Here is a 25330-nt window from a genome sequence, read left to right on the forward strand (position 1 = left end):
TCCCCCATTGTGGCCGGGCAGTCTAACCTGGGGAAGGGGAGGGATGTCCCGTTCCTCAGGGGACTTGTGCCACCTGGGAACGGTCGGTGGGCGTCACGGACTTGGACTTGGCCACCAGGGTGCGCTGAGAGGGGTCCTTCGGGGTGATGGGGTGGCGGTCGCGGGGTAGTAGCGCCGGACCTTGACCACATACTCCTGGGTCTCGGCATAGGGCGGCACCCCGCCGTGGCGGCGCACGGCCCCCTCGCCGGCGTTATAGGCCGCCATGGCCAGTTCCACGTCGCCGTCGAAGGCGGTCAGAAGCTGGCGCAGGAAACGCATTCCGCCGTGCAGGTTGGCCGTGGGGTCGAACCGGTCGGCCACGCCGAAGCGGTCCGCCGTCTCCGCCGTCAACTGCATCAGGCCCTGGGCGTCGCGGGGGGACACGGCATCCGGCTTGAAGCCCGATTCGATGGCCACGACCGCCATCACCAGCTCCGGGTCCAGCCCGTATTTCGGGGCCAGCTTGCGGATCAGCTTCACCAAGTTGGCGGGGGCTTGTGCTCCGCCTGGGCGATCTCCGCGCCGGAGCAGGCGGGCTTGGTCTTGCCGGGGGCGGGGAGCTTGGCAAGCATGCGGCGGGCCGTGTCATGCCCCTGGTCGGCCGCCAGCTTCAGCCAGGCCGCCGCCTGCTTCCGGTCCACGCCGATGCCGTTGCCGGTCATGAACATCCAGCCCATGGCAAAGGCGGCCTCATCATTCCCGGCCCGGGCCGCGAGGCAGTAATGCTTCACCGCCTTTTCGGCGTTCCGCTCCACCCCGACGCCCCGTTCATAGGCCCGGGCAAGACTAAAATGATCTGTGACATTTTCGGACGCAGTCGAGGCGGAGGCTACATTGCGCCCACTGTCAATAGAAATTGCGGCATGAGCGGAGGACCCCAGATGAATTGCCAGTATGGGAAGAATCCACCTGAGATGCTGCATCGTCACGTCCCCCGTTCTTGGTTGGTTGAGGGCGGATATCATGGGGCCGATGCTGAGGCCAACCGGGCCATGCGGTCTATTCCTCTCCCTATACTATCCACTTTCGATCGGGACAAACACGGGTTACTACCCGTAAGTGGTGTGCTTATGATGGTAGCAGGAGGATCGGCCTATGCCGTTTATTTTTGGGTGTCGGATGGGCCAGGACGTAATATGTGCTAGGCTCTAATACAAATTTGTATCCAGGATTTATTAGTTACTTGCTTGTTATGGGCCCCTTTCAACTGCGCCGATTGGCACCCGCACTCTTACTTTTGCGCCCATACCAGCTCTCGCGCCGCGCCCTATACTATGGGTGACTGTTACAGACCCATAGGGAGACCCGTGATGGGTGTCGAACACCAGGCCCCGCCGGACCGGACCCTGCGTCCGGACGCCCCGATGCCGCCGGTGCTGGAAGTCCCGTCCACCCCCGAGACAGATGCCCCCGCCCCCCGCGGGGCTGAGAACTGCCCTGAGGTGATCGGGCAGATTGAGCAGGAGATCCCCGCCTGCGCCGCTTCGCCCGCGCCATGGTGCGGGACAGCGCGCTGGCCGACGACCTGGTCCAGGAATGCCTGGAGCGGGCGCTGTCGCGCCTGCACCTCTGGCAGCCGGGCACCAACCTGCGAGCCTGGCTTTTCACCATCCTGCGCAACCTGCACATCAACGGCATCCGCCGCCAGCAGACCTTCGTGGACATCGACAGCGAGGTGCAGACCGGCCTGGGCGGCGCCCATGGCTCCCAGGTGGTGCGGCTGGAGCTGCGCGATCTGCGCCGGGCCCTGGACAAGCTGCCGGCGGAACAGCGCGAGGTGGTGCTGCTGATCGGCCTGGAAGGCATCAGCTACGCGGAGGCCGCCGACATCCTGCAGGTCTCCATCGGCACGGTGAAGTCGCGCCTGTCCCGTGGTCGTCGGGCCCTGCGCCTGCTGATGGATGGCGGGGCGGACGCCCATGAGTCGATCCATGAACGTGAATCGGCCTGACCTGCCGGACTGCAAGACAGGGTCGCCGTCCCGCCCATACCTGACGGTCATCGAAGGGGGCCTCGCCGGCATTCCGCCGTCCGCCCCACCGCCCGCCCCGGAAGACGGGGAGGGGTGGGATGACCTGCATGGCTGGGTGGACGGGGCCCTGCCGTCCCACCGCTCGGCCGTGGTGGGACTGGCCCTGTCGCGTGACCCCGCGGTGGCTGGCCGCGCCCTGGCCTACAAGGCCCAGGTGGAGGGCCTCCACGCCCTCTACGACCCCATCCTGAACGAGCCGATCCCGGAGCGCCTGCTCCAGACCCTGCGTGCCGCCGAGGCTAAGCCCCGGCCCACGGCGGAAGGGGTCCCGGTTCGCGCCGCCGGCCGCCGCTGGCTGTCGGCGGCCCTGGCCGTCCTCGGCCTCATGGTGCTGCTGGCCCAGCAGATCCTGGCGGACATACCGCAAAGCCTCGGCATCGTCGGCGGCGGGCTTCTCCCCTGACGAACCCCTCGATCCCAAAAAGAAAGCGGCACCCGTGAGGGTGCCGCAGAAGGGACGAGGCAATCATCGAGAGGCAAGTCGACTACGACATGCCCGGCCCCCCTCTCATGGCAGGAACCGGGTCGGGCATGGGCGCCTATGGGGGGCAATGCCCATGGGCTAGCGGCGCCGGACCAGGCCCATGATCAGGGAAACCACGAAGACGACCAGGAAGAGGAAGAACAGGATCTGCGCGATCCCAGCCGTAGCCGAGGAGATGCCGCCAAATCCAAGCACGCCGGCGACCACCGCGACGATGAAAAAGATCAAGGCCCAATAAAGCATTCGTTCCTCCATCGGGACTTGCCGCGGCGCCACCTGGTGGCAGCGGCATTCATGATGGAGAACGTGGCATTTGCCGAAAAGGTTCCAGCCCCGGCACGCGGTGTCCGCGAGGGGGCTGTCCATGCCGTCCCGGTCGGGCGGCCTATGCTGTCAGGTGGGGCGGGGGATCAGGCCCGGCGGCGGCGACCCGGGCGCTTGCCGTCCTGGGGCCGCGGATGGACTTGGCGGTGGTGGGTGCGGCGGGTGGCAGCGTGCAGGCCAGCAGGCCCCGATAGGCCGATTGGATGATGCCCGGCAGGGAATCGACGGAGGTCGGGTTTGCCCGGGTATAGGACGTGGCGATCTTCACGGCCAGCTCACGCAGGCCAGGGACAGGCTGTTCGCTCATCGTCATCTCCGCCTTTTGGTCGTTGACCTGGAATACTTTGACACGCAACCCAAGTCCACAACCGGAGAAGGACATAGCTCTCGCTAATTTGGCCTAGAACCTTCGGGGGGAAGGTTCGGCCACAGGGAACAGGGGGCGCCCTGTGCTGTTCCAGGGGCGCAACGAACCATATCCTGGCAAGGAGAGGATAGCCGATGAACCGGACCACCAGGACCGCGCTCGCCGCCCTGATGCTGACTGCCGCCCCCGTGGTGGCGCTCGCCCAGGGCACCAGCGGTACGGACATGACCACCGGCGGCACGGGCACGACCACCGGTGCCACCACGGGCACCACCACCGGCACGACCGCTGGCGACATGGCCACCGGCAGCACCGCCGGCAGCACCGATGCCATGCCGGCGGTGCCAACACCGGCACCACCACGACCTATGGCAGCCCGACCACCGGCAGCACGGCGACCGACAGCACCTCCACCATGGGCGGCGCCGCGGCCACGGGCGGCATGGGGTCCACCGCCACGGACACCGGCTCCTCCACGTCCGGGACCAGCAGCACCGCCGCCAGCGGCTCGGGCGACTCCCAGGTCCTGGCCGAGGTGGAGAAGCCCGCCAAGGGCAACGCCCGCCAGCGGACCGCGGAGACCCAGCGCGCCCTGCTGAACCGCTTCAGCCAGCTTGGCTTCGCCGACGTGCGCGAGTTCCGCCGCGAGGGCGAGACCTACATCACCGAGGCCAAGACGGCCGAGGGCGACTGGGTCAGCGTCGTCCTGGACCCGGAGAGCGGCACCATCGTGCAGCGCAAGTGACGGGGTCGCCCAACAACCCCTCCCACCCCGCGGCAAGACGGCCATAACCGATCCGGTCGGTCAGGTCCGCCAAGCGCAGGGGACGTTCCAGCCGCTGGCCCGTGTCCCGGGCCAGCGGTTTCGTTTTGGCGGCCATGGTCGCCTCCACCGGCCCAAGGAACCGCCCCAGGGGCACCCTCAGGCCCAACCCCACGGCCAGCCCGTCGGCCAGCAGCGCCTCCGCCTCCAGCAGCCCGCCGCCGGGCAGCCGCATCTCCAACGCCGCCACCGGGCCCCAGCCGCCGTCCAGGAACCGCTCGCCCGCCAATGACAGGACCGTGTCCGGGTCGCCGATATCCTGCCTGATGCCGACGGCGCCGGTGGTCACCCCGGTGTCCTGCCGCAGTCCGAAGCCCGGTTCCCGCTTCCAGGCCTGGTGCACCCGCAGGCCGAGCCGCCAGGTGGAGCGGAACGGCCGGTATTCCAGTTCCCGCCGGCACCGGCGAACATCTCCTCCAGGTAGCCCGCGTCCAGCAGGGCCGTCAGCCCGTCGCCCAGCCTCGCATAGGCGGCGAGGCTCGCCCGCTCCAGCCCGGCGACCCTTGCCGCATAGGCATCCAGGTCGCCCCGGACCGGCCGGGGTCCCGGCGGGGGCAGCAGCAGGGCGGTATCGTCCAGGCCCACCCGGCCCGCGAGGGAGAGCTGGATTCCCGGCAGGGGGCGCAGGGCCGCTTCCAGGCCCGCCGTCCAGCGATAGACCCAACCGGCATCGCCCGGTCCGGGCCCCAGCTCGAACCTTGTGTCCAAGGTCAGGTCCAGCTCCGTCCCCAGGGCGTCGGGGCCGTCGGCCTGGGAAAAGCGTGCGTTGCGGGCGATCTCCGCCGGGCTGCCCCGCAGGCGCTTCGCCCGCTCCAGGTCGGCGCCCAGCATCTCCACCCGCACCCCGGGCAGGCCCTGGGCGTGGGTCTCCACCGTCACCGTGCCCTGGCGGGAGGGCGGCGTTCCCAGGGCGGCCCGCCCCACCAGCCTGGCCAGGTCGGTCCGGTCCGGCACGCCCAGCACCACCCGGCCCGGCCCCGCCACCCGTGCCCGGGCCGGCCGCGGTTCGGGCACGGGCAGGCCGTCCGCGTCGGCGCGCAGGGTCAGGCCCGTGATGATGCCGCGCCCGGGCTGGTAGCCACCCGACATCTCGATCCAGGACAGGGGGCGGTAGGTCAGCATGGCCCGGGGTTGGCTGACCGGGCCGAACCGCCCGCCTTCCAGGACGGCGGACCAGGCCCCGCCTTCCGGTGTCCAGCGCCCGACCAGCAGCGGCGACATCCTGCCCTGGAACCAGCCCCGGTCGCCGGACCAGGCCAGGCCGCCGGAAAGCCGGATCGGCCCCAGCGTCTTGCCCAGCATGACCGCGTCCGCCCGCTCCGCCCCGATGCTGCCCAAGCCATGGCTCGCCAGCAGCAGCGACGGCCGGTCCCGCGTCTCCGCCAGCCCAAGCCAGGAGATGTCCACCACGCTTTCCGTCAGCCATCCCCGCCGCAGGGCCAGCCCCAGCTTGGGCAGCGGGCGGGCTCCGGCCAGGACCAGCGTCTCGAACTCGTCCCGTTCCGTGGCGACCCAATAGCTCCCCACATCCGGCAAGAAGCCCTCCGGCCGGCTGCCGGGCAGCGCCGCCGGGTGCCCGCCGGCCAGGGCCGCCGTGCCGAGAAGCAGGGACAGGAAGGCAGGGAGGATAGGGCGCAAAGCAAAAGGCGACAGCGGCGGGGGTGCGCCACTGTCGCCTAGTGTAGGGTGAAACTCAACTGTCGCGCGTCAGGCGCGTAGGCGTGACCTCAGAACTGGTCCTCTGCCAGGGCCATGACGCTGCGATGCCCCTCCACGATGGGCTTCAGCAGGCCCAGGGTCGTCGGCAGCACCTGGTCGGCATAGAAGCGGCCGGTGACCAGCTTGGCATCCAGGAACTTGTGGTCGGCGGACGGGTCGCGCTGCTGCTCCACCGCGGCCATCATGCCCTTGGCGGTCAGGTAACCGCCGATGGTGACGCCGAACATGCGCAGGTAGTTCACCGCACCGGACGCCGCGGCCACCGGGTCGGCCTTGCCGGCTTCCAGCAGCCACGTCGTCGCCTGCTCCACCGCGTGGGCGGCGGCCTGCAAGTTGGTGCCGATGGTGGCCAGGTCGTCGCCCGGGCCGTCCTTGGCCTGGGCTGCCACGTTCTTGATGTCCGCCAGCAGGGCGAAGGCGGCGGCCCCGCCGTCGCGGATCACCTTGCGGAACACCAGGTCGTTGGCCTGGATGCCGTTGGTGCCCTCATAGATCGGGGCGATGCGGGCGTCGCGGAAATGCTGGGCGGCGCCCGTCTCCTCGATGAAGCCCATGCCGCCATGGACCTGCACGCCGATGCTGGTCAGCTCCACGCCCAGGTCGGTGCACCAGGCCTTGCAGATGGGGGTCAGCAGGTCATTCAGCCCGGCATAGTGCTTGCGCGCCTCGGCGTCCGGGTTGTTGTGGGCGTTGTCCAGGGCGAAGGCGGTCAGGTAGGCCAGCGCGCGGGCCGCCTCCACCTGGCTCTTCATGGACAGCAGCATGCGCCGCACGTCCGGGTGGTTGATGATGGCGACCGGGTTGGGGTCCTTGCCGGTCAAGGCGCGGCTCTGCACCCGGCCCTTGGCATAGTCGCGGGCCTGCTGGTAGGCGCGCTCGGCGATGGCCACGCCCTGCATGCCCACGCCCAGCCGGGCGTTGTTCATCATGGTGAACATGTACTCGATGCCGCGGTTCTCCTCACCGACGAGGTAGCCGACGCACGCATCGTTGTCGCCATAGGCCATCACGGCGGTGGGGCTGGCATGGATGCCCAGCTTGTGCTCCAGCCCCGCGCAGCGCAGGTCGTTGCGGTCGCCAAGGCTGCCGTCGGCGTTCACCAGGAACTTGGGCACCACGAACAGGCTGATGCCCTTGATGCCCGCCGGGGCGGTGGGCGTGCGGGCCAGGACCAGGTGGATGATGTTGTCGGTGAAGTCATGCTCACCGAAGGTGATGTAGATCTTCTGGCCGCTGATCCTGTAGCTGCCGTCGCCCTGTGGCACGGCCTTGGTGCGGACGGCACCCACGTCGGAACCGGCCTGCGGCTCCGTCAGGTTCATGGTGCCCGTCCACTCCCCGGTGATCATCTTCTCCAGGTACAGGCGCTTCTGCTCCTCGGAGCCATGGGCCGTCAGCAGCTCCACCGCCCCCTGGTTCAGCATGGGGCAGAGGCTGAAGCTCATGTTGGCGCTCTGCCACATCTCCTGGATCGGTAGGGCCAGGGTCCAGGGCAGGCCCTGCCCACCATAGTCCGGGCTGAAGGGCACGCTGTTCCAGCCGCCCTCCACATACTTCAAATAGGCGTCGCGGAAGCCGGTGGCGGTGCGGACGACGCCGTTCTCCAGCGTCGCGCCCTCCTGGTCGCCCACCCAGTTCAGGGGCGCCAGCACGTCCCGGGCCAGCTTGCCCGCCTCTTCCAGCACGGCGTCCACCAGGTCGGGGGTGACCGCGTCGAACCCGGGCAGCTCCGCCACCTTGGGCAGGCCCACCACATGGTTGAGCGTGAAGCGCATGTCCTGGATCGGCGCGTTGTACGGAATCATGGCGAGCAAACCCCTCCCGGCTTTTCGAATTCGAAAGGCGGGGTGCCGTGCCCGCCCGGGCCGTAACATGGCCGGAAGCGCGCGGCCGGACAAGGGCCGGGGGGGAAGGCCGCTCAACCCGGGGTGACAGCCCTGGGCGCCATCGCTAGGCTGTCCGGAAAACGCCCGCAAGGTTCCTTGGAGGAAGCATGCCCACCGTCATCGTCACCGGCGCGAACCGCGGCATCGGCCTGGAGTTCGCGCGCCAGTATGCCGCGGACGGCTGGCGGGTCATCGCCACGACCCGTGATCCGGCCAAGGCCGCCGACCTGTCCGCCACCAAGGGGGTGGAGGTACGGGCGCTGGAGGTCGCGGACCCCGCCTCGATCCAGGCCTTCGCGCAGGGCTGGGCGGGGAGGCGGTAGACCTGCTGGTCAACAACGCCGGCGTCATGGGGCCGGAATTCCCGCGCCAGTCCAAGGACGGCATCGACGTGGAGGGTTGGCTGCACACCATGCGGGTCAACACCCTGGCCCCGCTGCTGCTTGTCCTGGCCCTGCGGGAGAACCTGGCCAAGTCCAAGGCGCCCAAGGTGGCCAGCATCACCAGCCAGCTCGGCAGCATCGGGAGAACGAATCCGGCGGCATGTACGCTTACCGCGTCTCCAAGGCCGCCCTGAACATGGGCAACAAGAGCCTGGCGGTGGACCTGCGGGATCGGAACATCTGCTGCATCGTCCTGCATCCCGGCTGGGTGCAGACCGACATGGGCGGCGCCAACGCCCCGGTGAAGCCCACCGACAGCGTCGCCGGCATGCGGCGGGTCATCGCCCGGGCGGGGATGGAGGTCACTGGCTGCTTCTTCGGCCATGACGGCCGCGAAATTCCCTGGTGACCCGCGGTCCCTGACCGATCCCCCGGCGGGCGTCGTTCAGGCCGACGCCCGCAGATCCATTCCGGAATTGGCTGCCTGGATCAGGCGGGCGGCCTCCGCCATCTGGGCCGCGGCCTCATCCAGGGCGCGGCGGCTGGGCAGGCGGGACAGGTGGGACACCCTTTCCAGCAGGCTGAGGGCGGCGTCCAGGTCTTCCACGGCGGACAGGATGCGGTCGTAGCTCACGGGTTCGGCTCCGTCGGCGCGGGCGACCCGCCCTGGGCGGGCGTAGGTCGTCTTTGCCTAAAATCCAAAGTTGTTGGCGGGCTACCCATGCCACGGGTCATTTGGCCGGTCATTGATCCAAAGGGTTAGGGTGCCCTGCGCGGCCATCCGCCGCGCCTGACCCTTGCCCCAGGCCGCGGCGGGGCGCAGGATCAGGGCCAAGGCAGGCCAAAGACCTGCCGAACGGGGATGGAAGCGCGGCCATGCGCAAGAACGTGACCTTCTACTTCGATTTCGCGTCGCCCTACGGCTATCTGGCGGCGACGCAGATGGACCAGTTGGCGGCCGACACCGGCTGTGACGTGGTCTGGCGGCCCATCCTGCTGGGGGTGGTGTTCAGGGCCACGGGCAGCGCGCCCAACCTGCAGCGTCCCCTGGTGGGCGACTACCTGCTGCGGGACGTGCCCCGCTTCGCCCGCAGGCTGGGGGTGGAGCTGCACCTGCCCATGCCGTCGCCCTTCGCCTCCCTGGCCGCGGCCCGCGCCGTCTATTGGGCGGAGCAGCGGGATCCGCACCTGGCATCATCGTTGGCGAAGGCCGTCTTCGCCGCCCATTGGGCGGAGGGGCGGGACATGGCCCTGCCGGAGAACGTGCTGGACGTGGCCGCCAGCCTGGACATCAACCGGGACGACCTGGACTCCGGCATGCAGGACCCGGCCGTGAAGGACCGGCTGCGGCGGGAGACGGATTCCGCCATCGCCCGGGGCGTCTTCGGCTCCCCCTTCTTCCTGGTGGGGGATGAGCCTTTCTGGGGCGTGGACCGGCTGCCCCAGGTGGCGGACTGGCTGCGGACCGGCGGTTGGTAACCGGGGGAGGGGTCGGATGCTGTTGCTCCTGCATGCCTGGTTCACCTTCCTGCCGCCGATCCTGGCGGTGCTGGGCCTCACCTGGGGCGGGCCCTGGATCTTCCTGGCCCCGGCCTGGAGCCTGGGCGTGGCCGTGCTGCTGGACCTGGTGGTGCCGCCAGACCTGCGGCCCCGACGCGTGGGGCCGGTGACGCAGGGCCTGCTGGGGCTGCTGACCTGGCTGGTGTTGCCGGTGGTTGGCTTCGTGGTGGGCTACGGCCTGTGGATCGTTGCCACCGTGCCCTCGCCTGGTGGGAGGTGTGGGCGACGGCGCTGGCGGTGGGCATGGTCTCCGGCGGGATCGGCATCAACACGGCGCATGAGCTGGTCCACCGCCGCCATGCCTGGGAGCGGGGTTTGGGTGTCGCGCTGCTCAGCCTCACCCTCTACGCCCATTTCCGGATCGAGCATGTGCACGGCCACCACCGCCGCGTGGCCACCCCGGACGACCCGGCCACGGCCCGGCTGGGGGAGGGGGTCTATGCTTCTATGCCCGGACCATCCCGGCCCAGTGGCGCAGCGCCTGGACCCTGGAGGCGGAGCGGCTGGCCCGCCGCGGCCACGGAACCTGGTCCTGGCGCAACCGGATGCTTTGGTACGCGGCCGTCCAGCTCGGCCTGCCGGCCCTGGTCCTGGCGTTCCTCGGGCCCTGGCCCTGCTGTTCTTCCTGCTCCAGGCCCTAGTGGCGGTGCAACTGCTGGAGACGGTGAACTATGTGGAGCATTACGGGCTGGAGCGGCGGCCCACCCGGCCCGGCGCCTATGAGCCGGTGCGCCCCCGGCACAGCTGGGACTCGGCCCACCGGCTGACCAACTGGACCTTGTTCAACCTGGGCCTCCATGCCGACCACCATACCCATGCCGGCAAGGCTTCGCCGAGTTGCAGCCGGAACCGCAGAGTCCGCAGATGCCCACCGGCTATTCCGGCATGGTCCTGCTGGCCCTGGTGCCGCCCCTCTGGCACCGGGTGATGGACCCGCGGGTGCGGGCGTGGCAGCAGGGCATGGCGCTCAGCGCGGCGGGCTGACGGGGCGGGCGCGCAGCCGGTCGAAGCCAAGGCCCAGCGCCATCGCCGACAGGGCCACCCCAGCCACAGCAGCCGGTTCAGCAGCAGCCCGCCTTCCAGCGGCACGGGCAGGCTGTTCCGCTCCTGCACCGACCAATAGCGCGTCGCCTCCGCCAGGGCGCGCAGGCCGGACGGGTCCGCCAGGGCCGCGGTGCCGCGGCAGTCCGGCCCCACCATGAAGACCTGGCCCCCCAGCCACCAGGCCAGCAGCCCCAGTATCGCCAGCCGCCCAGCCCAGGCATTGCCCGTCACCCGCCCGCGCGCGAAGGCCAGGGCGCAGGCCAGCAGCAGGGTCGGCCAGCCCATCAGCAGCAGCGCCGCGACGTGGCCCCAGGGGCGGAAAGGACCCGTCTCCACCGATCCGAACGGTCCCAGGGCACTGCCGACCGCCAACCCCAGCGGCACGCCCGTGAAGGCCAGGACGACGGCCGCGGTCGCGCCGGCGAAGCGGGCGCCATCCACGGTCCCGCCCTCGGCCGGCAGCAGCAGCTGCGGGATCGCCAGCCCGAACAGGCTGAGGATCGCCACGGACTCGGCCAGCGTCACGGGGCTGTTCGCCGCGACCCCCGCGCCACCGCCCCCCCGGCCAGCACGGTCGCGGCGCTGGCCAGGAACGACAGCCCGAAGCAGGCCCAGAAGGCCGGCCGGCAAATCTCCAGACAGAAGGCGGACAAGGCGGGGTGAAGGGTCATGACACCCCATCCATCCCCCGCGCGGCGCTCGGTGCCAAGGTCCAAACGATGGGCTGGCGGGGGTGCCGCCCGCCTGCTTCCGCCGCCCGCCCGGACGGGCTATACAGTGCCGCCGCAGCCCACCCCCGGTATGCCGTGATCAAGCGCACCTACACCCGCAAGGAAGTCCAGGACCTGCTCAACGCGCTGGAGCGCCAGGCGCGCGACGCCCTGCGCCTGGCCAAGCTGGCGGAGGATGAGGCGGCCAAGGACAGCTTCCAGGCCTATAACGACTTCCGCGCCAAGGTGGGGGAATTCAAGGCCCTGTGCATCCTGATCGAGGGCCGGCTGAAGAACCTGGAGGCCGTCCGCGCCGACGACCTTCAGGAGGAATATGCCCGCCTGGACACCATGATGCTGGGCGTGCTGGTGCGGGCCAGCATGCGCGCTTCTTCTTCGTCCTGTCTGCCAAGACCATGCTGCCCATCGGCGCGCGGGAAATCTTCGTGTCTGAGCTGCGCAGCCTGTACGAGGCGGCGGAAAAGCTGAAGCGCCCGAATATGCCGGCAAGCTGGGCGACAAGCTCCAGGGCGACCTGGACACGGCGGAGATGATCCTGGAAGAGATCATCCACAAGGCCCCGTCGATGCTGCAATTCAGCTGAAGCGAAACAGTTTCAAAGCCGACGCGGTTGCGCCCTGCCCGTAGGTCGGATTAGGTGCGCTAGCACCGTAATCCGACGTTGGCCCAGCCGATGGCTGTCGGATTACGCTCCGCTAATCCGACCTACGGCACGACCACGGGATGCCCCATGACCGACCGCGACGCCCATTACCTCCGCCATGCCGCCGACCTGTCCCGCAAGGGCATGGATTCCGGCGCCGGGGGGCCGTTCGGGGCGGTGGTCGTGCTGGACGGTCAGGTGGTGGGGGAGGGGTGGAACCGTGTCACCAGCACCAACGATCCCACCGCCCATGCGGAGGTGGTCGCCATCCGGGAAGCCTGCGCCAAGCTGAACCGCTTCGACCTGCGCGGCGGCGTGCTCTATGCCAGTTGCGAGCCCTGCCCCATGTGCCTGGCCGCCAGCCTGTGGGCCCGGCTGGACCGGATCGTCTATGCCAACACCCGGGACCAAGCCGCCGACATCGGCTTCGACGACGCGGAACTCTACGCCCAGGTGGCCCTTCCCCCCACCGCCCGTGCCGTCCCCTGCATCCACCAGCCGTCCGACGCGGCGCTGGACGTGTTCAAGGCCTGGGCGGACAAGACGGACAAGATCCCGTACTAGGTTCCCTCTCCCTGGGGAGAGGGTGCCGAGCGAAGCGAGGCGGGTGAGGCAGACGGGAGCAGGCCGACGACAGGGTTTGCGTCTCGCCCTACGCCCACCTCCCCCGCCTTCGCGGGGCAGGCTCTCATCCGGCGCTGGCGCGCCACCTTCTCCCCAAGGAGAAGGAACGGAGGAAAGTCCATGCACCCCACCGACACCGACGTCCTCATCCTCATCGACATCCAGAACGACTTCTGCCCCGGCGGCGCCCTGGCCGTGCCGGACGGGGACGCGGTGGTGCCGGTTGCGAACGCCTTGGTGCGCCGGTTCCGCCATGTGGTGCTGACCCAGGACTGGCACGCCCCGAACATGCCAGCTTCGCCAGCCGCCACGGCCTGGCACCCTTCTCCGAGGTCAGGCTGGACTATGGCCAGCAGACCCTGTGGCCCGACCACTGCGTCCAGGGCACGGCGGGCGCCGACTTCCACCCGGGGCTGGAGGCGACCGAGGCCGAGCTGGTGATCCGCAAGGGCTTCCGCCCCGCCATCGACAGCTACTCCGCCTTCTTCGAGAACGACCGGCGCACCGCCACGGGCCTCGCCGGCTATCTCCGGGAACGGGGCTTCACCCGCTGTGTCTTCGCCGGCCTGGCCACCGACTATTGCGTCGCCTTCTCGGCGGAGGACGCTGTTCGCTGCGGCTTCCAAGCGGTGGTCGTGGAGGATGGCTGCCGCGCCATCGACCTCAACGGCTCCCTCGCCGCCGCCATGGCCCGGCTGCGGGCGGCGGGGGTGGGGGTGGTGCAGAGCGGGGAGATCGGTTGACTCACGGCAGGCTTTTTCCTGCTTCCCCGCGAAGGCGGGGGCCCACAGTTCTTTTGCGACGGTTCCGCTGCTGATGGGGTCAAAAACCGTGGACCCCCGCCTTCGCGGGGGATGCGTTGTCTCTGCGGCAACGGTGGTTCACCTACCTTGGCGATTTCCCCGCCATGCGCCCCATGGCAGGCCGTCCCCGGAAACCGTCACTGGCGCGGTACCGTCCGTTCGGGCTATGACGCGGCGCAGTGGGGTGCCTTGCGCGCCGTCCCGGGTGAGGGTCCCTTGGTTTCCTATTCGGTCGTCATCCCTGTCCTGAATGAGCAGGACAACATCCTGCCGCTGGTGGAGGAGCTGGTGGCGGCGTTGTCCGCCGGCCCAGCCTTCGAGGTGGTGTTCGTTGATGACGGCTCCACCGACGACACGCCGGCCCGTCTGTGTGAGGCGAAGGCCAGGTTCCCATGGTCCGGGTGCTGCGCCATGCGGCCAAGTCGGGCAAGTCCGCCGCCTGCGCAGCGGCGCCCGCGCCGCGCGGGGGGACTGGGTGGTGACCATGGACGGGGACGGCAGAACGACCCCGCCGACGTCCCCCGGATGCTGGAACTCATCGCCGCCGACCCCGCCCTGGCCCTGGTGGCCGGCAACCGGCGGCGGCGGCAGGACACCGTGTGGAAGAAGATCGCGTCGCGCACCGGCAACGGCATCCGCCGCGCCCTGCTGCATGACGCCTGCCCGGACACGGCCTGCGGGCTGAAGCTGATCCGCCGCGACGTGCTGCTGGCCTGCCCTTCTTCAACGGCATGCACCGCTTCTTCCCGGCCCTGGTGCAGGGCCACGGCCACCGTTACGCGAACCTGTTGGTGAACGACAGGCTGCGGGCGGCGGGCACGTCCAAATACACCAACCTGGGCCGCGCCTTCGTCGGCCTGTTCGACCTGTTCGGCGTCGTCTGGCTGCTGCGCCGGACCACCTTGCCGCCGGCAGCACCCGAGGTCTGAGCCATGATCTGGACCCATATCGAGGCCTGGTGGCACGCCGCCATCGCGGACAAGGGCTGGCTAGTGCTGTTCGGCCTGTCCGCCCAGATCATGTTCATGATGCGCTTCGTGATCCAGTGGGTCAGCAGCGAGCGGGCGGGGCGGTCCGTGGTGCCGGAGGCCTTCTGGTACTTCAGCCTGGGCGGCGGGATGATGCTGGTGGTCTATGGCGTGCTGCGGCCGGACCTGGTGATCATCGTCGGCCAGTTGCCCGCCCTCGTCATCTACAGCCGCAACATCGTGCTGATCCGGCGGGAGAAGCGCCGCCTGGGCAGCGTGGACGCGCGGGAGGAAGCGGTGCGGGAGGCGGCGGCCGAATGACCCACGCGCCCCACCGGCTGACCCGCCTGACCCCCATCCATTGGGCCCTGCTGGTCCTGGTCAGCCTCGCCTGCTTCCTGCCGGGCTTCGCCACCATCCCGCCCTTCGACCGGATGAGAGCCGCTATGCCCAGGCCAGCCACCAGATGCTGGAAACCCGAGACTTTCGTGGACATCCGCTACCAGGAAGAGGCCCGGCACAAGAAGCCGGTGGGCATCTACTGGATGCAGGCGGCCAGCGTCAGCCTGCTGACCGGCGGGGCGGAGCATGGCGCCATCTGGATGTACCGCATCCCGTCCCTGCTGGGCGCCATCGCCGCCGTGCTGCTGACCGCCTGGACCGCCAGCCGCCTGTTCGGGGCGACAGTGGGGCTGGCCGCCGGCCTTGCCATGGCCTGCACGGTGATCCTGGGCGTCGAGGCCCGCATGGCCAAGACGGACGCCGTGTTGCTGGCCACCATCGTGGCGGCGCAGGGCGTGCTGGCCCGCATCTACCTGGACCGGGAAAAGCCCATCCCGCCGCCCCTGGCCTGGTGCTGGCCTTCTGGCTCGCCATGGGCCTCAGCATCCTGGTCAAGGGCCCGATCATCTTCATGGTCACCGGCGGCACCATCCTGGCCCTGCTGGCGGTGGAGCGGCGGGGCGGACTGGCTGCGGCGCCTGCGCCCCGGCATCGGCATCCCGGTGATGCTGGCGGTGGTGCTGCCCTGGCTGGTGGCCATCGGCATCCAGACCCAGGGCGCCTTCTTTCAGCTACGCCATTGGGCACGAGTTCCTCGGCAAGGCCGGCACGGGGCAGGAGAACCATGGCGGCCCGCCCGGCTATTACCTCGCCACCTTCTGGCTGACCTTCTGGCCCTGGTCGCTGCTGGCGGTGTTGGCGCTGCCCTGGATCTGGCGCAACCGGTCGGAGCCGGCGGTGCGCTTCTGCCTCGCCTGGATCATCCCGACCTGGCTGGTCTTCGAGGCGGTGGTGACCAAGCTTCCCACTACCGTCGTCACCTTCCCCGCCATCGCCGCCCTGACCGCCGCCGGCGGCGCTGGACCGGCACGCGGCCGGGTGGTGCGCAAGCCTGGCTGCTGGCCCTGGCCGGCTTCCTCTACATGGCCGTGACGCTGGCGTTCGCCGCCATCATCGCCGGCTTCCCCTACCAGCTCACCGGCAGCGTGCTGCCGCTGGCCCTGCTGGGCGGGGCGGTGATTCCTCTGCACGGGGGTGGCCGTGCTGGTGCTGGAAACGGGGCGGGAGCCCAACCGCCTGCTGCTGGGCGGCGTTGCCGGCGCCATCCTGACCTATGTCGCCGTCCACGGCGTGGTGTGCTGGCCGAACCTGACCCATGTGGCTCAGCCCGCAGGTCAAGGCGGTGGTGGACCAGCACAAGCCCTGCCCGGACACCCTGCTGGCGCGCCGCTGGCTATACGGAGCCCAGCATGGTCTTCCTGGTGGGACCAAGACCCGCCTCGGCAACGGGCGCCATGGTCGCGACCACCTGGCCACAACCCCGCCTGCGCCCTTGGCCTGGTGACCACGGGGGAGGAGGAAACCCTGTTCCAGCAGACCCTGTCCGCCAAGGGCCTGTCCCCCGGCAGGTGGCCGAGCTGCAAGGCTTCAACTACTCCCGCGGCAAGCCGGCGACCCTGCGCTTCTACACGCTGGGCGCCTGCGTCGTAGGTCGGATTAGCGAAGCGTAATCCGACATCCCAGGTCCAACGCGGGGCCGTCGGATTACGGAGCCTGCCGGCTCCTAATCCGACCTACGAGGGTTGCGCATTCCGGCCTTTTCGGGAGGTCGCGCCCTGCTTACTGTCCCGCCCCAACAACCAACCAAGGAGGGACACCATGGCCGGTCGCATCGACGCTCGCCTGAAGGAATTGGACATCGAGCTGCCCAAGGCGGCGGCCCCTGTCGCGGCCTATGTGCCGGTCATCCGCACGGGCAACCTGCTGTTCACCTCCGGCCAGATCACCGTGTTCAACGGTGAGGTCAAGTTCATCGGCAAGCTGGGCGCCGAGCTGGACGTGGAAGCCGGCAAGCAGGCCGCCCGCCTCTGCGGCCTGAACATCATCGCCCAGGCCAAGGCCGCCCTGGACGGCGACCTGGACCGGGTGGTCCGCGTGGTCAAGCTGGTGGGCTTCGTCAACTCCACCCCTGACTTCACCGACCAGCCCAAGGTGATCAACGGCGCCTCCGAGCTGATGCAGGAGGTCTTCGGCGACGCCGGCAAGCACGCCCGCTCCGCCGTCAGCGCCGCCTCCCTGCCGCTGGGCGTGGCGGTGGAGGTCGAGGCGATCCTCGAGGTGCAGTGAGTGGGGGGGCCGCAGGCCCACCGCAGCTTTCCTTGTTTCCCCCGCGCAGGCGGGGGTCCACGGTTCTTGACCCGGTGCTTGGCGGTGCCGTGGCTGAAGACCTGTGGTCCCCCGCCTTCGCGGGGGAAGCAGTCGGGATGGCGCGATCCGTAGCGTCAGCATCTCGACTACCTTCCTTGCCCAAGCCCGGCATCGTGCTACATGCGGGAAGTCATCCCGGAAGCCCGAGGGCCCATGTCCGCCGGACCCGACCAGCCCCAGACCCTGTCCGTCGCCCTTGTCGACCGCGTTGCCGACGTGCCCCCGGCCGACTGGGACGCCTGCGCCGGTACCGCCAACCCCTTCGTCGGCCATACCTTCCTGCGCCTGTTGGAAGAGAGCGGGTCGGTGGGGGAGGGGACCGGCTGGGGCCCGCAGCACCTGACCGTGCGTGACGCGGCGGGCAGGCTGGTGGGCTGCGCGCCGCTGTACGTGAAGACCCATTCCCAGGGGGAATACGTCTTCGACCATGGCTGGGCCAACGCCCTGAACCAGGCCGGTGGGCGCTATTACCCCAAGCTCCAGGTGTCGGTGCCCTTCACCCCGGTGCCGGGCCCGCGCCTGCTGACCCATGCGCAAGCCCCCGCCGGCACCCGCCGCGCCATGATGGATGCCCTGGCCACCATCGCCCGGCAGAACCGCCTGTCCTCCGTCCACGCCACCTTCACCACGGCGGAGGAGCATGAGGAGTTCGGGGAAGCCGGCTGGCTGCAACGGCTGGGCACCCAGTTCCACTGGGAAAACCGGGGCTACACGGACTTCGACGACTTCCTGGCGGCCTTCTCCTCCCGCAAGCGCAAGGCGGTGAGGAAGGAACGGCGGGAGGTGGCGGACAGCGGGCTGGAAATCCTGTCCCTCACCGGCCCCGACCTGAAGCCGGAGCACTGGGACGCGTTCGACAAGCTGTACCGTGCCACCAGCGACCGCAAATGGGGTTCCCCCTACCTGACCAAGCGCTTCTTCCACCTGCTGGGGGAAGCGATGCCCGACAAGGTTCTGCTAGTCATGGCCCGCGACGGCGGGCGCTGGGTGGGCGGGGCCCTGAACCTGATCGGGGCGGACACGCTGTACGGCCGCAATTGGGGTGGGGCGGGGGAATACCCCTACCTGCATTTCGAATGCTGCTACTACCGCGCCATCGAGTTCGCCATCGAGCACGGCCTGAAGCGGGTCGAGGCGGGCGCGCAAGGGGAGCACAAGATCCAGCGCGGCTACCTGCCGGTCCCCACCTACAGCGCCCACTACATCACCCACCCGGGCCTGCGCCGGGCGGTGGCCGATTTCCTGGAACGGGAAACCCCCGCCATGGAAGCCACGATCCAGGCCTATGGCGAGGAAAGCCCGTACCGGAAGGACGGGGAGGGCTGAATCGCACTTTCGAATTCGAAAACGGCCCGGCAGGTCTCCCCGCCGGGCCGCTCCGCATCCCAACCTAACTGGCTGGGATCACATGCCGATGGCCTGCTCCGGCGCCACCACGGGGCCCAAATGGGCGATGCCGGGGTGGGTGAGCTTGCCGCGGAACACGTTCAGGCCGTTGCGCAGGTGCACGTCGTCGGCCAGGGCGCGCTGCCAGCCCTTGTCCGCCAGCGCCAGGGTGAAGGGCGCGGTGGCGTTGTTCAGGGCGAAGGTGCTGGTGCGGGCGACCGCACCCGGCATGTTGGCCACGCAATAGTGGATCACGCCGTCCACCACATAGGTCGGGTCGGCATGGGTGGTGGCGCGGCTGGTCTCGAAGCAGCCGCCCTGGTCGATGGACACGTCCACCAGGACCGAGCCCTTCTTCATGCGGCCGATCATGTCGCGGGTGACCACCTTCGGCGCCTCGGCGCCCGGCACCAGCACGGCGCCGATCACCAGGTCGGCCTCGAGCACCGCCTGCTCGATGGTGTCCACGTTGGCATAGACGGTGTTCAGCCGGCGGCCGAACTGCATGTCCAGCAGGCGCAGCCGGTCCAGGCTCTTGTCCAGGACGGTCACATAGGCTTCCAGGCCGATGGCCATGCGGGCGGCGTTGGTGCCGACCACGCCGCCGCCGATGATGGCGACCTTGGCCGGGGGCGTGCCGGGCACGCCGCCCAGCAGGATGCCGATGCCGCCGTAGGACTTCTCCAGGCAGTGGGCGCCGGCCTGGATGGACATGCGGCCGGCCACCTCGGACATGGGGGCCAGCAGGGGCAGGCCGCCGTTGCGATCGGTCACCGTCTCATAGGCGATGCAGATGGCGCCGGATTCCTGTAGCAGCTTGGTCTGCTCCGGATCGGGGGCCAAGTGCAGGTAGGTGAACAGGACCTGGCCCTCGCGCAGCATCTTGCACTCATGGGGCTGCGGCTCCTTCACCTTCACCACCATGTCGGCGGCGGCGAAGATCTCCTGGGCGCTGTCCACGATGCGGGCGCCGGCGGCCACATACTGGTCGTCGGCCAGGCCGATGGAGGTGCCGGCATCCTTCTGCACGATCACCTGGTGCCCATGGGCGGTCAACTGGCGCACGTTGCCGGGGGTCAGGCCCACCCGGTACTCATGATTCTTGATCTCTTTCGGCACGCCGACGAGCATTGGTCCCACTCCCTGTCCGGATTATGGGCGCAAGGATACGCCGAAGACCTGTGAATGTCCTTGCAAAGGCGGGCGCAGCCATGCCTCCTTTTCGCAGGATCGTGCGCGGTTCGGCCGATCCGTCGAAGACTCTGCCCTAGGTCTTGCTGCAATGCGCAAAATCGAGCTTGATTCCCTGGACCGGCGTATCCTGGACTGCATCCAGGCGGACGGCCGCGTCTCCAACGCCGACCTGGCGGACAAGGTCGGCCTTTCCCCCTCCGCCTGCCACCGCCGCCTGCGCAGGTTGGAGGAGGAAGGGGTGGTCGAAGGCTATGTGGCCCTGCTGAACGGGGCGGCGCTGGGCCGGGGCACCAGCGTCTTCGTGCAGATCACCCTGGACCGGCAACAGGAACAGGACCTGCGCGCCTTCGAGGCGCGGGTGATGGAATGCCCGGAGGTGATGGAGTGCTACCTGATGGCTGGCGACAGCGACTATCTGCTGCGGGTGCTGGTGGCCGACGGCAGCGACTATGAGCGCCTGCACACCCAGACCCTGACCCGCCTGCCCGGCGTCGCCCGCGTCCGCAGCAGCTTCACCCTGCGCACCGTCGCCAAGCGCACGGCGCTGCCCATGGGGTAGGGACGTTGCCACGGGGGAGGGGGCCGTGGGATGATGGCCTTGAACTGGTTGGAGGCACGCATGGGCGCGATCAGGAAAGTTGCCGGACTTGACCCCGCCCTGCTGGAGCGGGCCAAAGCATTCTGCATCGACGTGTCATCGGGGAATGAGGATGCAATCCGTGCAGAGGTGGAGCGTTGGGAACGCGCCTCTCTCCAGGAAATCATGGACAGGCAAATGGAGCTGATGAACGAATGGCAGAAGGACAAGCTCTTGCCTTCTGATGAGTTCGGGATTCACTGATGCACCAATATGACGTCCACAGGAACATCGGCCGCTCTCGCAGGCAGTTCCCTTTTTTTGTGGTCGTCCAGTCCGGCTTGTTGAACAAATGGGACCGGCGGCTTGCCTGTCCATTTGGTGATGCGGCGGGATTCATCGTCTATCCTGCCATGTTTCCTGTCTTCAACATTGTGGGGCATTCCTTACACTTTCTCCCACATTTGATTTCCGCCATCCCCATGAACGTCCTGGGTGAGGTGGTCACCAACCTCTCCGACGACGCGGAGAAACTGATCAACGCCATCGACCTGGTGCTAAGCCGTGGCCACCCCACCTGACCCCCAGCCCCGCGTCGGCGTGGGCGCCTTCATCCTGCACCATGGGAAGCTGTTGCTGGTCCTGCGCAAGCGGGACCCGGAGGCCGGCCATTGGGGCCTGCCCGGCGGCAAGGTGGACTTCCTGGAACCACTGGAAACGGCCATCGTGCGGGAGGTGGCGGAGGAGCTGGGCGTCACCATCCGGCTGGACGGCCTGCTCTGCGTCCTGGACCAGATCGACCCGCAGGCCCGCACCCATTGGGTCGCCCCCACCTACCGCGCCCACATCACGGCCGGGGAGCCGACGGTGCAAGAGCCGGACGCCCTGGGCGGCTGCGGCTGGTTCGAGCTGGACGCCCTGCCGCAGCCCCTGACCCTGGCCACCCACACGGCATTGGCCCACCTGCTGACCCGCGGGGGCTGATCCCATGTCCGTGAAATTCGAACCTGCCATCCCGGTCTTGCGCATCTTCTCGGTGGAGAAGGCGCTGGAGTTCTACCGGGACTGGCTGGGCATGGTGGTGGACTGGGAGCACCGGTTCGGCCACGGTTACCCCCTCTACATGCAGGTTTCCCGCGGGCCCCTGGTGCTGCACCTCAGCGAGCACCATGGCGACGGCACGCCGGGCACGGTGCTGTTCGTCCCCTTGCGCGGCCTTGACGCGTTGCTTGCGGAGCTGGAGGGGCGTCCCTATCCCTACCAGAGGCCGGCGATCGTGCCCCAGGATTGGGGGCGGGAGCTGCAGCTCACCGACCCGTTCGGCAACCGCCTCCGCTTCTGCGAATATCCCGCTGACGACCAGGCCCCGCCATGATCCTCCCCGTCGCCAACGTCCTCACCCCGGAACAGGTCGCCGCCTTCCGGGAGCGGTTGGGTGCCGCACGCTTCCAGCCCGGCGCCGCCACCGCCGGCTGGCATGCCAAGCTGGTAAAGGAGAACGAGCAGCTCCGCCCCGACGACCCGGCCCATGCCGATTTGCGGGCGGAGGTGGAGCGGGTGGTCCGCGCCAACCCAGTGGTGGCCATGGCCGCCCGGCCCAAGGCCTTCGGCCCCATCCTGTTCAGCCGCTACGGCAACGGCCAGCATTACGGCAGCCATGTGGACGACGCGCTGATGGGCGGCGTCCGCACCGACGTGTCCTTCACCATCTTCCTGGCCGACCCCGACAGCTACAAAGGCGGGGAGCTGGTCATGGAAACGGCGGCGGGGGAGATGGGCTACAAGCTGCCTGCCGGCTCCGGCATCTTCTACCCGTCCACCACCCTGCACCATGTGGCCCCGGTCACGGGGGGTGAGCGGCTGTGCGTCGTGGGCTGGATCCGCTCCTTCGTCCGCGACCCGGCCGACCGGGAGTTGCTGTTCGACCTGGACACGGCCCGCCATGCCCTGTTCAAGGCGGGGGGCAAGTCGGCGGAATTCGACCTGCTGTCCAAATGCCTGTCCAACCTGCTGCGGAAGTGGGCGGAGGATTGACCCGGCCGCAGGTCTCCTGCCCATGAGGGGGTGTTGAGGTGGCCGGCCCGCGTCCCCATCCTCTGGCAACGTGAAGAGCCATCCCGAATGTCGTAGCGCGGACGGGCCTCCATTTGGCTATAGTCCCCGCAACTTGCTGTCGCCGAAGGTTTCCCGTCCCGTGAAAGCCATCATCCTCAGCGCCGGCCAGGGCAAGCGGCTGATGCCGCTGACCGCCGACCGGCCCAAATGCCTGATCGACCTGTCCGGCCGCTCCCTGTTGGAATGGCAGGTGCGCGCCCTTGCCGCCTGCGGGGTGGAGGAGGCGGTGGTGGTCACCGGCTTCCGGGCCGACACGGTGGAGGCGGCGCTGGAGGCCATGGCCGTCCCGGGCATCCGGTCCCGCACCCTGTACAACCCCTTCTACGCCCTGGCCGACAACACGGCGAGCTGCTGGGTCGCCCGGCATGAGATGACGGACGGGTTCCTAATCCTTAACGGCGACACGCTGTTCGAGCCGGCCATCGCTCGCCGCCTGCTGGAGTCGCCAACCGCCCCGGTGACGGTCACCATCGACCGCAAGGACGGTTACGACGCCGACGACATGAAGGTGCAGACGGCCCCGGACGGGCGGCTGCTGTCCATCGGCAAGACCCTGGACCCCAGCATCGTCAACGGCGAATCCATCGGCTTCCTGCGCTTCTCCCCCGAGGGCGGGCGGGAGTTCGCCGACTGCGTGGAGCGCACCCTGCGCACGCCGGAGGGCCTGCGCCGCTGGTACCTGTCGGTGATCGACGGGATGGCCAAGGCCGGGACCCATGTCGCCACCGCCTCCATCGAGGGGCTGGAGTGGGGGGAGATGGACTTCCCCGCCGACGTGGAGCGCAACACGGAGCTGACCGCCGGCTGGATGGCCCGGGCTTAGGTCTTGTTTTCCTCAAGCGCCCCCGGATCGGGGTCCGGGGCAGGCTTGCCGCATCCGCAGCTTGGCTTAAGCGCACACGGGTGCGCGCGGCGCCGGTCGCCGCCGTGGCGTGTTGCCAAACGCGGGGCATTCAACTGACCGGTCACCTCGGCTGGGCCTCAACCCGCACCCGGTCGAAATCCTTGGCGATGGTGGTTTCCGGGAAGAAGCAGCGCGCCTCCGCCAGCACCTCCTCCGGGTCATAGCGGTCGGACTGGTGTGTCAGGACCAGCCGGCCCACCCCCGCCGCCTTCGCCAGGGTGGCCGCGTCCTTCACCGTCAGGTGGCCGCGCCCGCGGGCGGTGGGCTTGTCCTTCGTGCGGTAGGTGGCCTCGATCACCAGCACGTCCACGCCGCGCACCGCGTCGGCCAGGGCACCGGCGTCCTCCGTGTCGCCCACCACCGCCAGCCGGGCCCCGCGTTCCGGTTCGCCCAGCACCTCCGTCGGGGTGATGGTGCGCCCGTCCGGCAGGGTGGCCGGCTCACCCCGGGCAAGGGCCTGCCGCGGCGGGCCGTTGGGGACGCCTGCTGAGTCGAGCTTGTCCCCGTCAAGGGGTTGGTGGGCCGCCTCCTCGAACAGGAAGCCGAAGCTGTCCGTATCGTGGTGCCGCACGGGGAAGGCGCTGACCCGCACCCCGTCCCGGTCACGGAAGCACCCGGGCGACAGGGGATGGTAGGTGACGTCCAGCCCCGGGTGGCCGTCGGGGAAGGTGACCTTCTCCATCAGCACCCGCGCCATCTCCAGCGCGTCCTTGCCGCCATGGATATCCAGCCGGTCACCCTGGTGCCAAAGCTCCAGCGTCCCCGCCAGGCTGGCCAGGCCCAGCACATGGTCCAGATGGCCATGGGTCAACAGCACCACGTCCAGGCGCCGCAGCCCCACATGGGCCGCCCGCATCTGGCGCAACGTGCCCTCGCCGCAATCCACGAGGTACCGGGTCTGGCCATGCTCCACCAGCAGGGACGACAGGCCCCGCTCGGCGCTCGGCACCGTGGCGCCGGTGCCCAGGAAGGTGATCTGGAACATGGGGGTGCATCCTCTGCCGCCGGCCGGTCCTGCCGAAGTCTTCCAGCAACGGCAGCCGCCGGGCCATGATCCGGCCCGGCCCGCGAATCAGCGCCCGCTCATATTGCGGACCGGTAACCTGTCGGATGGTTCAATACGGCAACTTTTATTGATCCTCGTCAATGCCGCGGGTGCAGCAAGAGCCGATGGTAGGCCTACTGCATTCAGACCCCGGGGCCGCCGCCATGCCAGACTCAGCCTTCCGTTTCCGGTCAGAGGATGCCATCGCGCTGTGCCTGATGGACCTCGCCAACGCCATCGCCCGCCACAGCGAGGCGATCCTGGAGGAGGCGGGCCTGACCGCCCCGCAATGGACGGTGCTGCTGAACGTGGCCGGTGATGCCAACTTCCAGGATGGCACCCGCGTGGGCGGCAGCATCTTCTCGTCGGAGATCGCGGCCGCCCGGGGCCTGTCCCGCCCGCACATCAGCGCCACCGTGACGGAGCTGATCCGCAAGGGCCTGATCCGCCAGGACGACGATCCCCAGGACCGCCGCCGCAAGCTGCTGACCGTCAGCCCTGCCGGCCTTGCCATGCTGCGACGGCTGCAGCCGCTGCGCCAGTCGGTGAACGACATGCTGCTGGCCGACCTGACGGTGGAGGAGCGGGCCCGCCTGCTCGACCTGCTGATCACGCTCCGCGCCCGCGCCCGCACCGCCGAGCCGGTGCACCAGCCCGAGGCCCTGCGCATCGCCGGCTGATGAGGTCGGCGGCCCAAGCCGCCAAAGGCCGGCGACCGCTGGCCCGCCCGCCCATGCGGGCGTGAGCCAAGCCCGCGGATGCGGGCGCCCGGTGCCTGAGGGCAGAAAAGCTCCGGCGACCGCCGGCCCGCGGGCCCATGCCCGCGTGAGCCAAGCCCGCGGACGCGGGCGCCCGGCGCCTGAGGGGGCCGTTGGGCGGTTACGATCAACGGCCACGGGTATGGCTTCCCGTCGGCGGGCCCGTCGGCTACGGTTCTCCCGATGAACCGTCCCGGCGGCCCGGGACG

Annotated in this window: 37 protein-coding genes and 1 pseudogene; 27 read left to right on the plus strand and 11 right to left on the minus strand. The window is 69.3% G+C overall.

All coding sequences use genetic code 11. The annotated features are described in order from the left end of the window. Nucleotides 1–93: 93 nt before the first annotated feature. Nucleotides 94–522 carry a lytic transglycosylase domain-containing protein gene (locus HHL28_RS03965; protein ID WP_404326863.1) on the minus strand — a complete coding sequence of 143 codons (429 nt, stop codon included), beginning with the start codon at nt 520–522 and terminating at the stop codon, nt 94–96. Continuing rightward, nucleotides 519–797, minus strand: coding sequence for a tetratricopeptide repeat protein (locus HHL28_RS03970; RefSeq protein WP_169654734.1), 279 nt, complete (start codon nt 795–797; stop codon nt 519–521). The genes HHL28_RS03965 and HHL28_RS03970 overlap by 4 nt, the downstream gene beginning before the upstream one ends. A 740-nt stretch (nt 798–1537) precedes the next feature. Between HHL28_RS03970 and HHL28_RS03975 the strand changes: the two genes are divergently transcribed. Continuing rightward, nucleotides 1538–1993: a sigma-70 family RNA polymerase sigma factor gene (locus HHL28_RS03975; protein WP_169654736.1), complete on the plus strand. Its 456-nt coding sequence runs from the start codon at nt 1538–1540 to the stop codon at nt 1991–1993. Then, nucleotides 1974–2477: an anti-sigma factor family protein gene (locus HHL28_RS03980; RefSeq protein WP_075769980.1), complete on the plus strand. Its 504-nt coding sequence runs from the start codon at nt 1974–1976 to the stop codon at nt 2475–2477. The genes HHL28_RS03975 and HHL28_RS03980 overlap by 20 nt, the downstream gene beginning before the upstream one ends. Before the next feature lie 159 nt (nt 2478–2636). Here HHL28_RS03980 and HHL28_RS03985 read toward each other — a convergent pair whose 3' ends face one another. From HHL28_RS03985 to HHL28_RS03995, 3 genes are all read right to left on the minus strand, one after another. Further along, a complete protein-coding gene (locus HHL28_RS03985) occupies nt 2637–2801 on the minus strand; it encodes a DUF1328 domain-containing protein (protein WP_075769981.1) in 165 nt (54 codons plus the stop codon). A 142-nt stretch (nt 2802–2943) separates the two neighbouring features. Continuing rightward, nucleotides 2944–3189, minus strand: a complete 246-nt coding sequence (locus HHL28_RS03990; protein WP_169654740.1) for a hypothetical protein — start codon at nt 3187–3189, stop codon at nt 2944–2946. Nucleotides 3190–3615: 426 nt separating this feature from the next. Then, nucleotides 3616–3801 (minus strand): hypothetical protein, encoded by a 186-nt coding sequence (locus HHL28_RS03995; protein ID WP_169654742.1) that lies wholly within the window; start codon nt 3799–3801, stop codon nt 3616–3618. Between HHL28_RS03995 and HHL28_RS04000 the strand changes: the two genes are divergently transcribed. Further along, nucleotides 3785–3994 carry a hypothetical protein gene (locus HHL28_RS04000; protein ID WP_169654744.1) on the plus strand — a complete coding sequence of 70 codons (210 nt, stop codon included), beginning with the start codon at nt 3785–3787 and terminating at the stop codon, nt 3992–3994. The genes HHL28_RS03995 and HHL28_RS04000 overlap by 17 nt on opposite strands. On the opposite strand, the pseudogene HHL28_RS18265 reads toward HHL28_RS04000, so the two are convergent. Together HHL28_RS18265 and HHL28_RS04010 are read right to left on the minus strand one after the other, a co-directional pair. After that, nucleotides 3945–5374: pseudogene (locus HHL28_RS18265) on the minus strand (YjbH domain-containing protein). The gene HHL28_RS04000 and the pseudogene HHL28_RS18265 overlap by 50 nt on opposite strands. Nucleotides 5375–5799: 425 nt before the next feature. After that, nucleotides 5800–7596 carry an acyl-CoA dehydrogenase gene (locus HHL28_RS04010; protein WP_075769985.1) on the minus strand — a complete coding sequence of 599 codons (1797 nt, stop codon included), beginning with the start codon at nt 7594–7596 and terminating at the stop codon, nt 5800–5802. 188 nt (nt 7597–7784) lie between these two features. On the opposite strand from HHL28_RS04010, the gene HHL28_RS18270 reads away from it, so the two are divergent. The 3 genes from HHL28_RS18270 to HHL28_RS18280 are packed head-to-tail and all read left to right on the plus strand — an operon-like array spanning nt 7785 to nt 8469. Beyond that, nucleotides 7785–8000 (plus strand): SDR family NAD(P)-dependent oxidoreductase, encoded by a 216-nt coding sequence (locus tag HHL28_RS18270; protein WP_404326444.1) that lies wholly within the window; start codon nt 7785–7787, stop codon nt 7998–8000. A 26-nt stretch (nt 8001–8026) separates the two neighbouring features. After that, nucleotides 8027–8254, plus strand: coding sequence for a Rossmann-fold NAD(P)-binding domain-containing protein (locus HHL28_RS18275; protein ID WP_404326446.1), 228 nt, complete (start codon nt 8027–8029; stop codon nt 8252–8254). Next, entirely contained in the window at nt 8221–8469 is a 249-nt protein-coding gene (locus tag HHL28_RS18280) for an SDR family oxidoreductase (RefSeq protein WP_404326448.1), read from the plus strand. Before HHL28_RS18275 ends, HHL28_RS18280 begins: the two co-directional genes overlap by 34 nt. Before the next feature lie 36 nt (nt 8470–8505). Here the strand turns inward: HHL28_RS18280 and HHL28_RS04020 are convergent, their stop codons facing one another. Further along, nucleotides 8506–8694: a hypothetical protein gene (locus tag HHL28_RS04020; protein ID WP_075769987.1), complete on the minus strand. Its 189-nt coding sequence runs from the start codon at nt 8692–8694 to the stop codon at nt 8506–8508. A 242-nt stretch (nt 8695–8936) separates the two neighbouring features. On the opposite strand from HHL28_RS04020, the gene HHL28_RS04025 reads away from it, so the two are divergent. The 3 genes from HHL28_RS04025 to HHL28_RS04035 all read left to right on the plus strand — a co-directional run bounded on the left by HHL28_RS04025 (nt 8937) and on the right by HHL28_RS04035 (nt 10548). Beyond that, nucleotides 8937–9539, plus strand: a complete 603-nt coding sequence (locus tag HHL28_RS04025; RefSeq protein ID WP_075769988.1) for a 2-hydroxychromene-2-carboxylate isomerase — start codon at nt 8937–8939, stop codon at nt 9537–9539. Between the two features lie 324 nt (nt 9540–9863). Beyond that, complete coding sequence (locus HHL28_RS18285; RefSeq protein WP_404326865.1) at nt 9864–10343, plus strand: fatty acid desaturase; 480 nt, start codon at nt 9864–9866, stop codon at nt 10341–10343. Next, on the plus strand, nt 10285–10548 hold the full coding sequence (locus tag HHL28_RS04035; RefSeq protein WP_404326867.1) for a fatty acid desaturase: 264 nt from the start codon (nt 10285–10287) through the stop codon (nt 10546–10548). The genes HHL28_RS18285 and HHL28_RS04035 overlap by 59 nt, the downstream gene beginning before the upstream one ends. A 637-nt stretch (nt 10549–11185) precedes the next feature. On the opposite strand, the gene HHL28_RS04040 is transcribed toward HHL28_RS04035, so the two are convergent. Beyond that, the gene (locus HHL28_RS04040) at nt 11186–11335 is read right to left on the minus strand and encodes a hypothetical protein (protein WP_169654750.1); all 150 of its coding nucleotides are present in this window, start codon (nt 11333–11335) and stop codon (nt 11186–11188) included. Nucleotides 11336–11470: 135 nt separating this feature from the next. On the opposite strand from HHL28_RS04040, the gene HHL28_RS04045 reads away from it, so the two are divergent. From HHL28_RS04045 to HHL28_RS04080, 10 genes are all read left to right on the plus strand, one after another. Continuing rightward, a complete protein-coding gene (locus HHL28_RS04045; RefSeq protein WP_404326450.1) occupies nt 11471–11863 on the plus strand; it encodes a hypothetical protein in 393 nt (130 codons plus the stop codon). A gap of 262 nt (nt 11864–12125) precedes the next feature. Next, nucleotides 12126–12602, plus strand: a complete 477-nt coding sequence (locus tag HHL28_RS04050) for a nucleoside deaminase (RefSeq protein ID WP_075769992.1) — start codon at nt 12126–12128, stop codon at nt 12600–12602. A gap of 180 nt (nt 12603–12782) precedes the next feature. After that, nucleotides 12783–13103, plus strand: a complete 321-nt coding sequence (locus HHL28_RS18290; RefSeq protein WP_404326452.1) for an isochorismatase family protein — start codon at nt 12783–12785, stop codon at nt 13101–13103. Continuing rightward, complete coding sequence (locus HHL28_RS18295; protein ID WP_404326868.1) at nt 13022–13405, plus strand: isochorismatase family protein; 384 nt, start codon at nt 13022–13024, stop codon at nt 13403–13405. Before HHL28_RS18290 ends, HHL28_RS18295 begins: the two co-directional genes overlap by 82 nt. Before the next feature lie 276 nt (nt 13406–13681). Then, complete coding sequence (locus tag HHL28_RS04060) at nt 13682–14260, plus strand: glycosyltransferase family 2 protein (protein WP_404326454.1); 579 nt, start codon at nt 13682–13684, stop codon at nt 14258–14260. Then, on the plus strand, nt 14257–14394 hold the full coding sequence (locus HHL28_RS18300; RefSeq protein WP_404326456.1) for a hypothetical protein: 138 nt from the start codon (nt 14257–14259) through the stop codon (nt 14392–14394). Before HHL28_RS04060 ends, HHL28_RS18300 begins: the two co-directional genes overlap by 4 nt. Nucleotides 14395–14397: 3 nt before the next feature. Continuing rightward, nucleotides 14398–14754 (plus strand): lipid-A-disaccharide synthase N-terminal domain-containing protein, encoded by a 357-nt coding sequence (locus HHL28_RS04065; protein WP_075769995.1) that lies wholly within the window; start codon nt 14398–14400, stop codon nt 14752–14754. Further along, nucleotides 14751–16445, plus strand: a complete 1695-nt coding sequence (locus HHL28_RS04070) for an ArnT family glycosyltransferase (RefSeq protein ID WP_169654752.1) — start codon at nt 14751–14753, stop codon at nt 16443–16445. Before HHL28_RS04065 ends, HHL28_RS04070 begins: the two co-directional genes overlap by 4 nt. Nucleotides 16446–16593: 148 nt before the next feature. After that, nucleotides 16594–17061 (plus strand): RidA family protein, encoded by a 468-nt coding sequence (locus HHL28_RS04075; protein ID WP_075769996.1) that lies wholly within the window; start codon nt 16594–16596, stop codon nt 17059–17061. A 234-nt stretch (nt 17062–17295) separates the two neighbouring features. Further along, nucleotides 17296–18468, plus strand: coding sequence for a GNAT family N-acetyltransferase (locus HHL28_RS04080; RefSeq protein ID WP_075769997.1), 1173 nt, complete (start codon nt 17296–17298; stop codon nt 18466–18468). A 78-nt stretch (nt 18469–18546) separates the two neighbouring features. On the opposite strand, the gene ald is transcribed toward HHL28_RS04080, so the two are convergent. Then, complete coding sequence (gene ald / locus HHL28_RS04085; RefSeq protein ID WP_075769998.1) at nt 18547–19659, minus strand: alanine dehydrogenase; 1113 nt, start codon at nt 19657–19659, stop codon at nt 18547–18549. A 151-nt stretch (nt 19660–19810) separates the two neighbouring features. On the opposite strand from ald, the gene HHL28_RS04090 reads away from it, so the two are divergent. The 7 genes from HHL28_RS04090 (at nt 19811) to HHL28_RS04120 (ending at nt 23237) form a co-directional block, all read left to right on the plus strand. Further along, entirely contained in the window at nt 19811–20281 is a 471-nt protein-coding gene (locus HHL28_RS04090; RefSeq protein WP_075769999.1) for an Lrp/AsnC family transcriptional regulator, read from the plus strand. A 30-nt stretch (nt 20282–20311) separates the two neighbouring features. Further along, complete coding sequence (locus tag HHL28_RS04095; RefSeq protein ID WP_075770000.1) at nt 20312–20563, plus strand: type II toxin-antitoxin system CcdA family antitoxin; 252 nt, start codon at nt 20312–20314, stop codon at nt 20561–20563. Next, nucleotides 20563–20880: a CcdB family protein gene (locus HHL28_RS04100; RefSeq protein WP_075770001.1), complete on the plus strand. Its 318-nt coding sequence runs from the start codon at nt 20563–20565 to the stop codon at nt 20878–20880. The genes HHL28_RS04095 and HHL28_RS04100 overlap by 1 nt, the downstream gene beginning before the upstream one ends. Continuing rightward, entirely contained in the window at nt 20864–21283 is a 420-nt protein-coding gene (locus tag HHL28_RS04105) for an NUDIX hydrolase (RefSeq protein ID WP_075770002.1), read from the plus strand. The genes HHL28_RS04100 and HHL28_RS04105 overlap by 17 nt, the downstream gene beginning before the upstream one ends. 4 nt (nt 21284–21287) lie before the next feature. Further along, a complete protein-coding gene (locus HHL28_RS04110; RefSeq protein WP_404326461.1) occupies nt 21288–21674 on the plus strand; it encodes a glyoxalase superfamily protein in 387 nt (128 codons plus the stop codon). Further along, nucleotides 21671–22333, plus strand: a complete 663-nt coding sequence (locus tag HHL28_RS04115; protein ID WP_075770003.1) for a Fe2+-dependent dioxygenase — start codon at nt 21671–21673, stop codon at nt 22331–22333. The genes HHL28_RS04110 and HHL28_RS04115 overlap by 4 nt, the downstream gene beginning before the upstream one ends. Nucleotides 22334–22493: 160 nt before the next feature. After that, entirely contained in the window at nt 22494–23237 is a 744-nt protein-coding gene (locus HHL28_RS04120) for a phosphocholine cytidylyltransferase family protein (RefSeq protein WP_075770004.1), read from the plus strand. A 142-nt stretch (nt 23238–23379) separates the two neighbouring features. On the opposite strand, the gene HHL28_RS04125 is transcribed toward HHL28_RS04120, so the two are convergent. After that, nucleotides 23380–24303, minus strand: a complete 924-nt coding sequence (locus tag HHL28_RS04125) for an MBL fold metallo-hydrolase (protein WP_075770005.1) — start codon at nt 24301–24303, stop codon at nt 23380–23382. A 224-nt stretch (nt 24304–24527) separates the two neighbouring features. On the opposite strand from HHL28_RS04125, the gene HHL28_RS04130 reads away from it, so the two are divergent. After that, on the plus strand, nt 24528–25043 hold the full coding sequence (locus HHL28_RS04130) for a MarR family winged helix-turn-helix transcriptional regulator (RefSeq protein WP_075770006.1): 516 nt from the start codon (nt 24528–24530) through the stop codon (nt 25041–25043). Nucleotides 25044–25330 lie beyond the last annotated feature (287 nt).

Source organism: Aerophototrophica crusticola (genome assembly GCF_012913305.1).
Lineage (GTDB): Bacteria > Pseudomonadota > Alphaproteobacteria > Azospirillales > Azospirillaceae > Niveispirillum > Niveispirillum crusticola.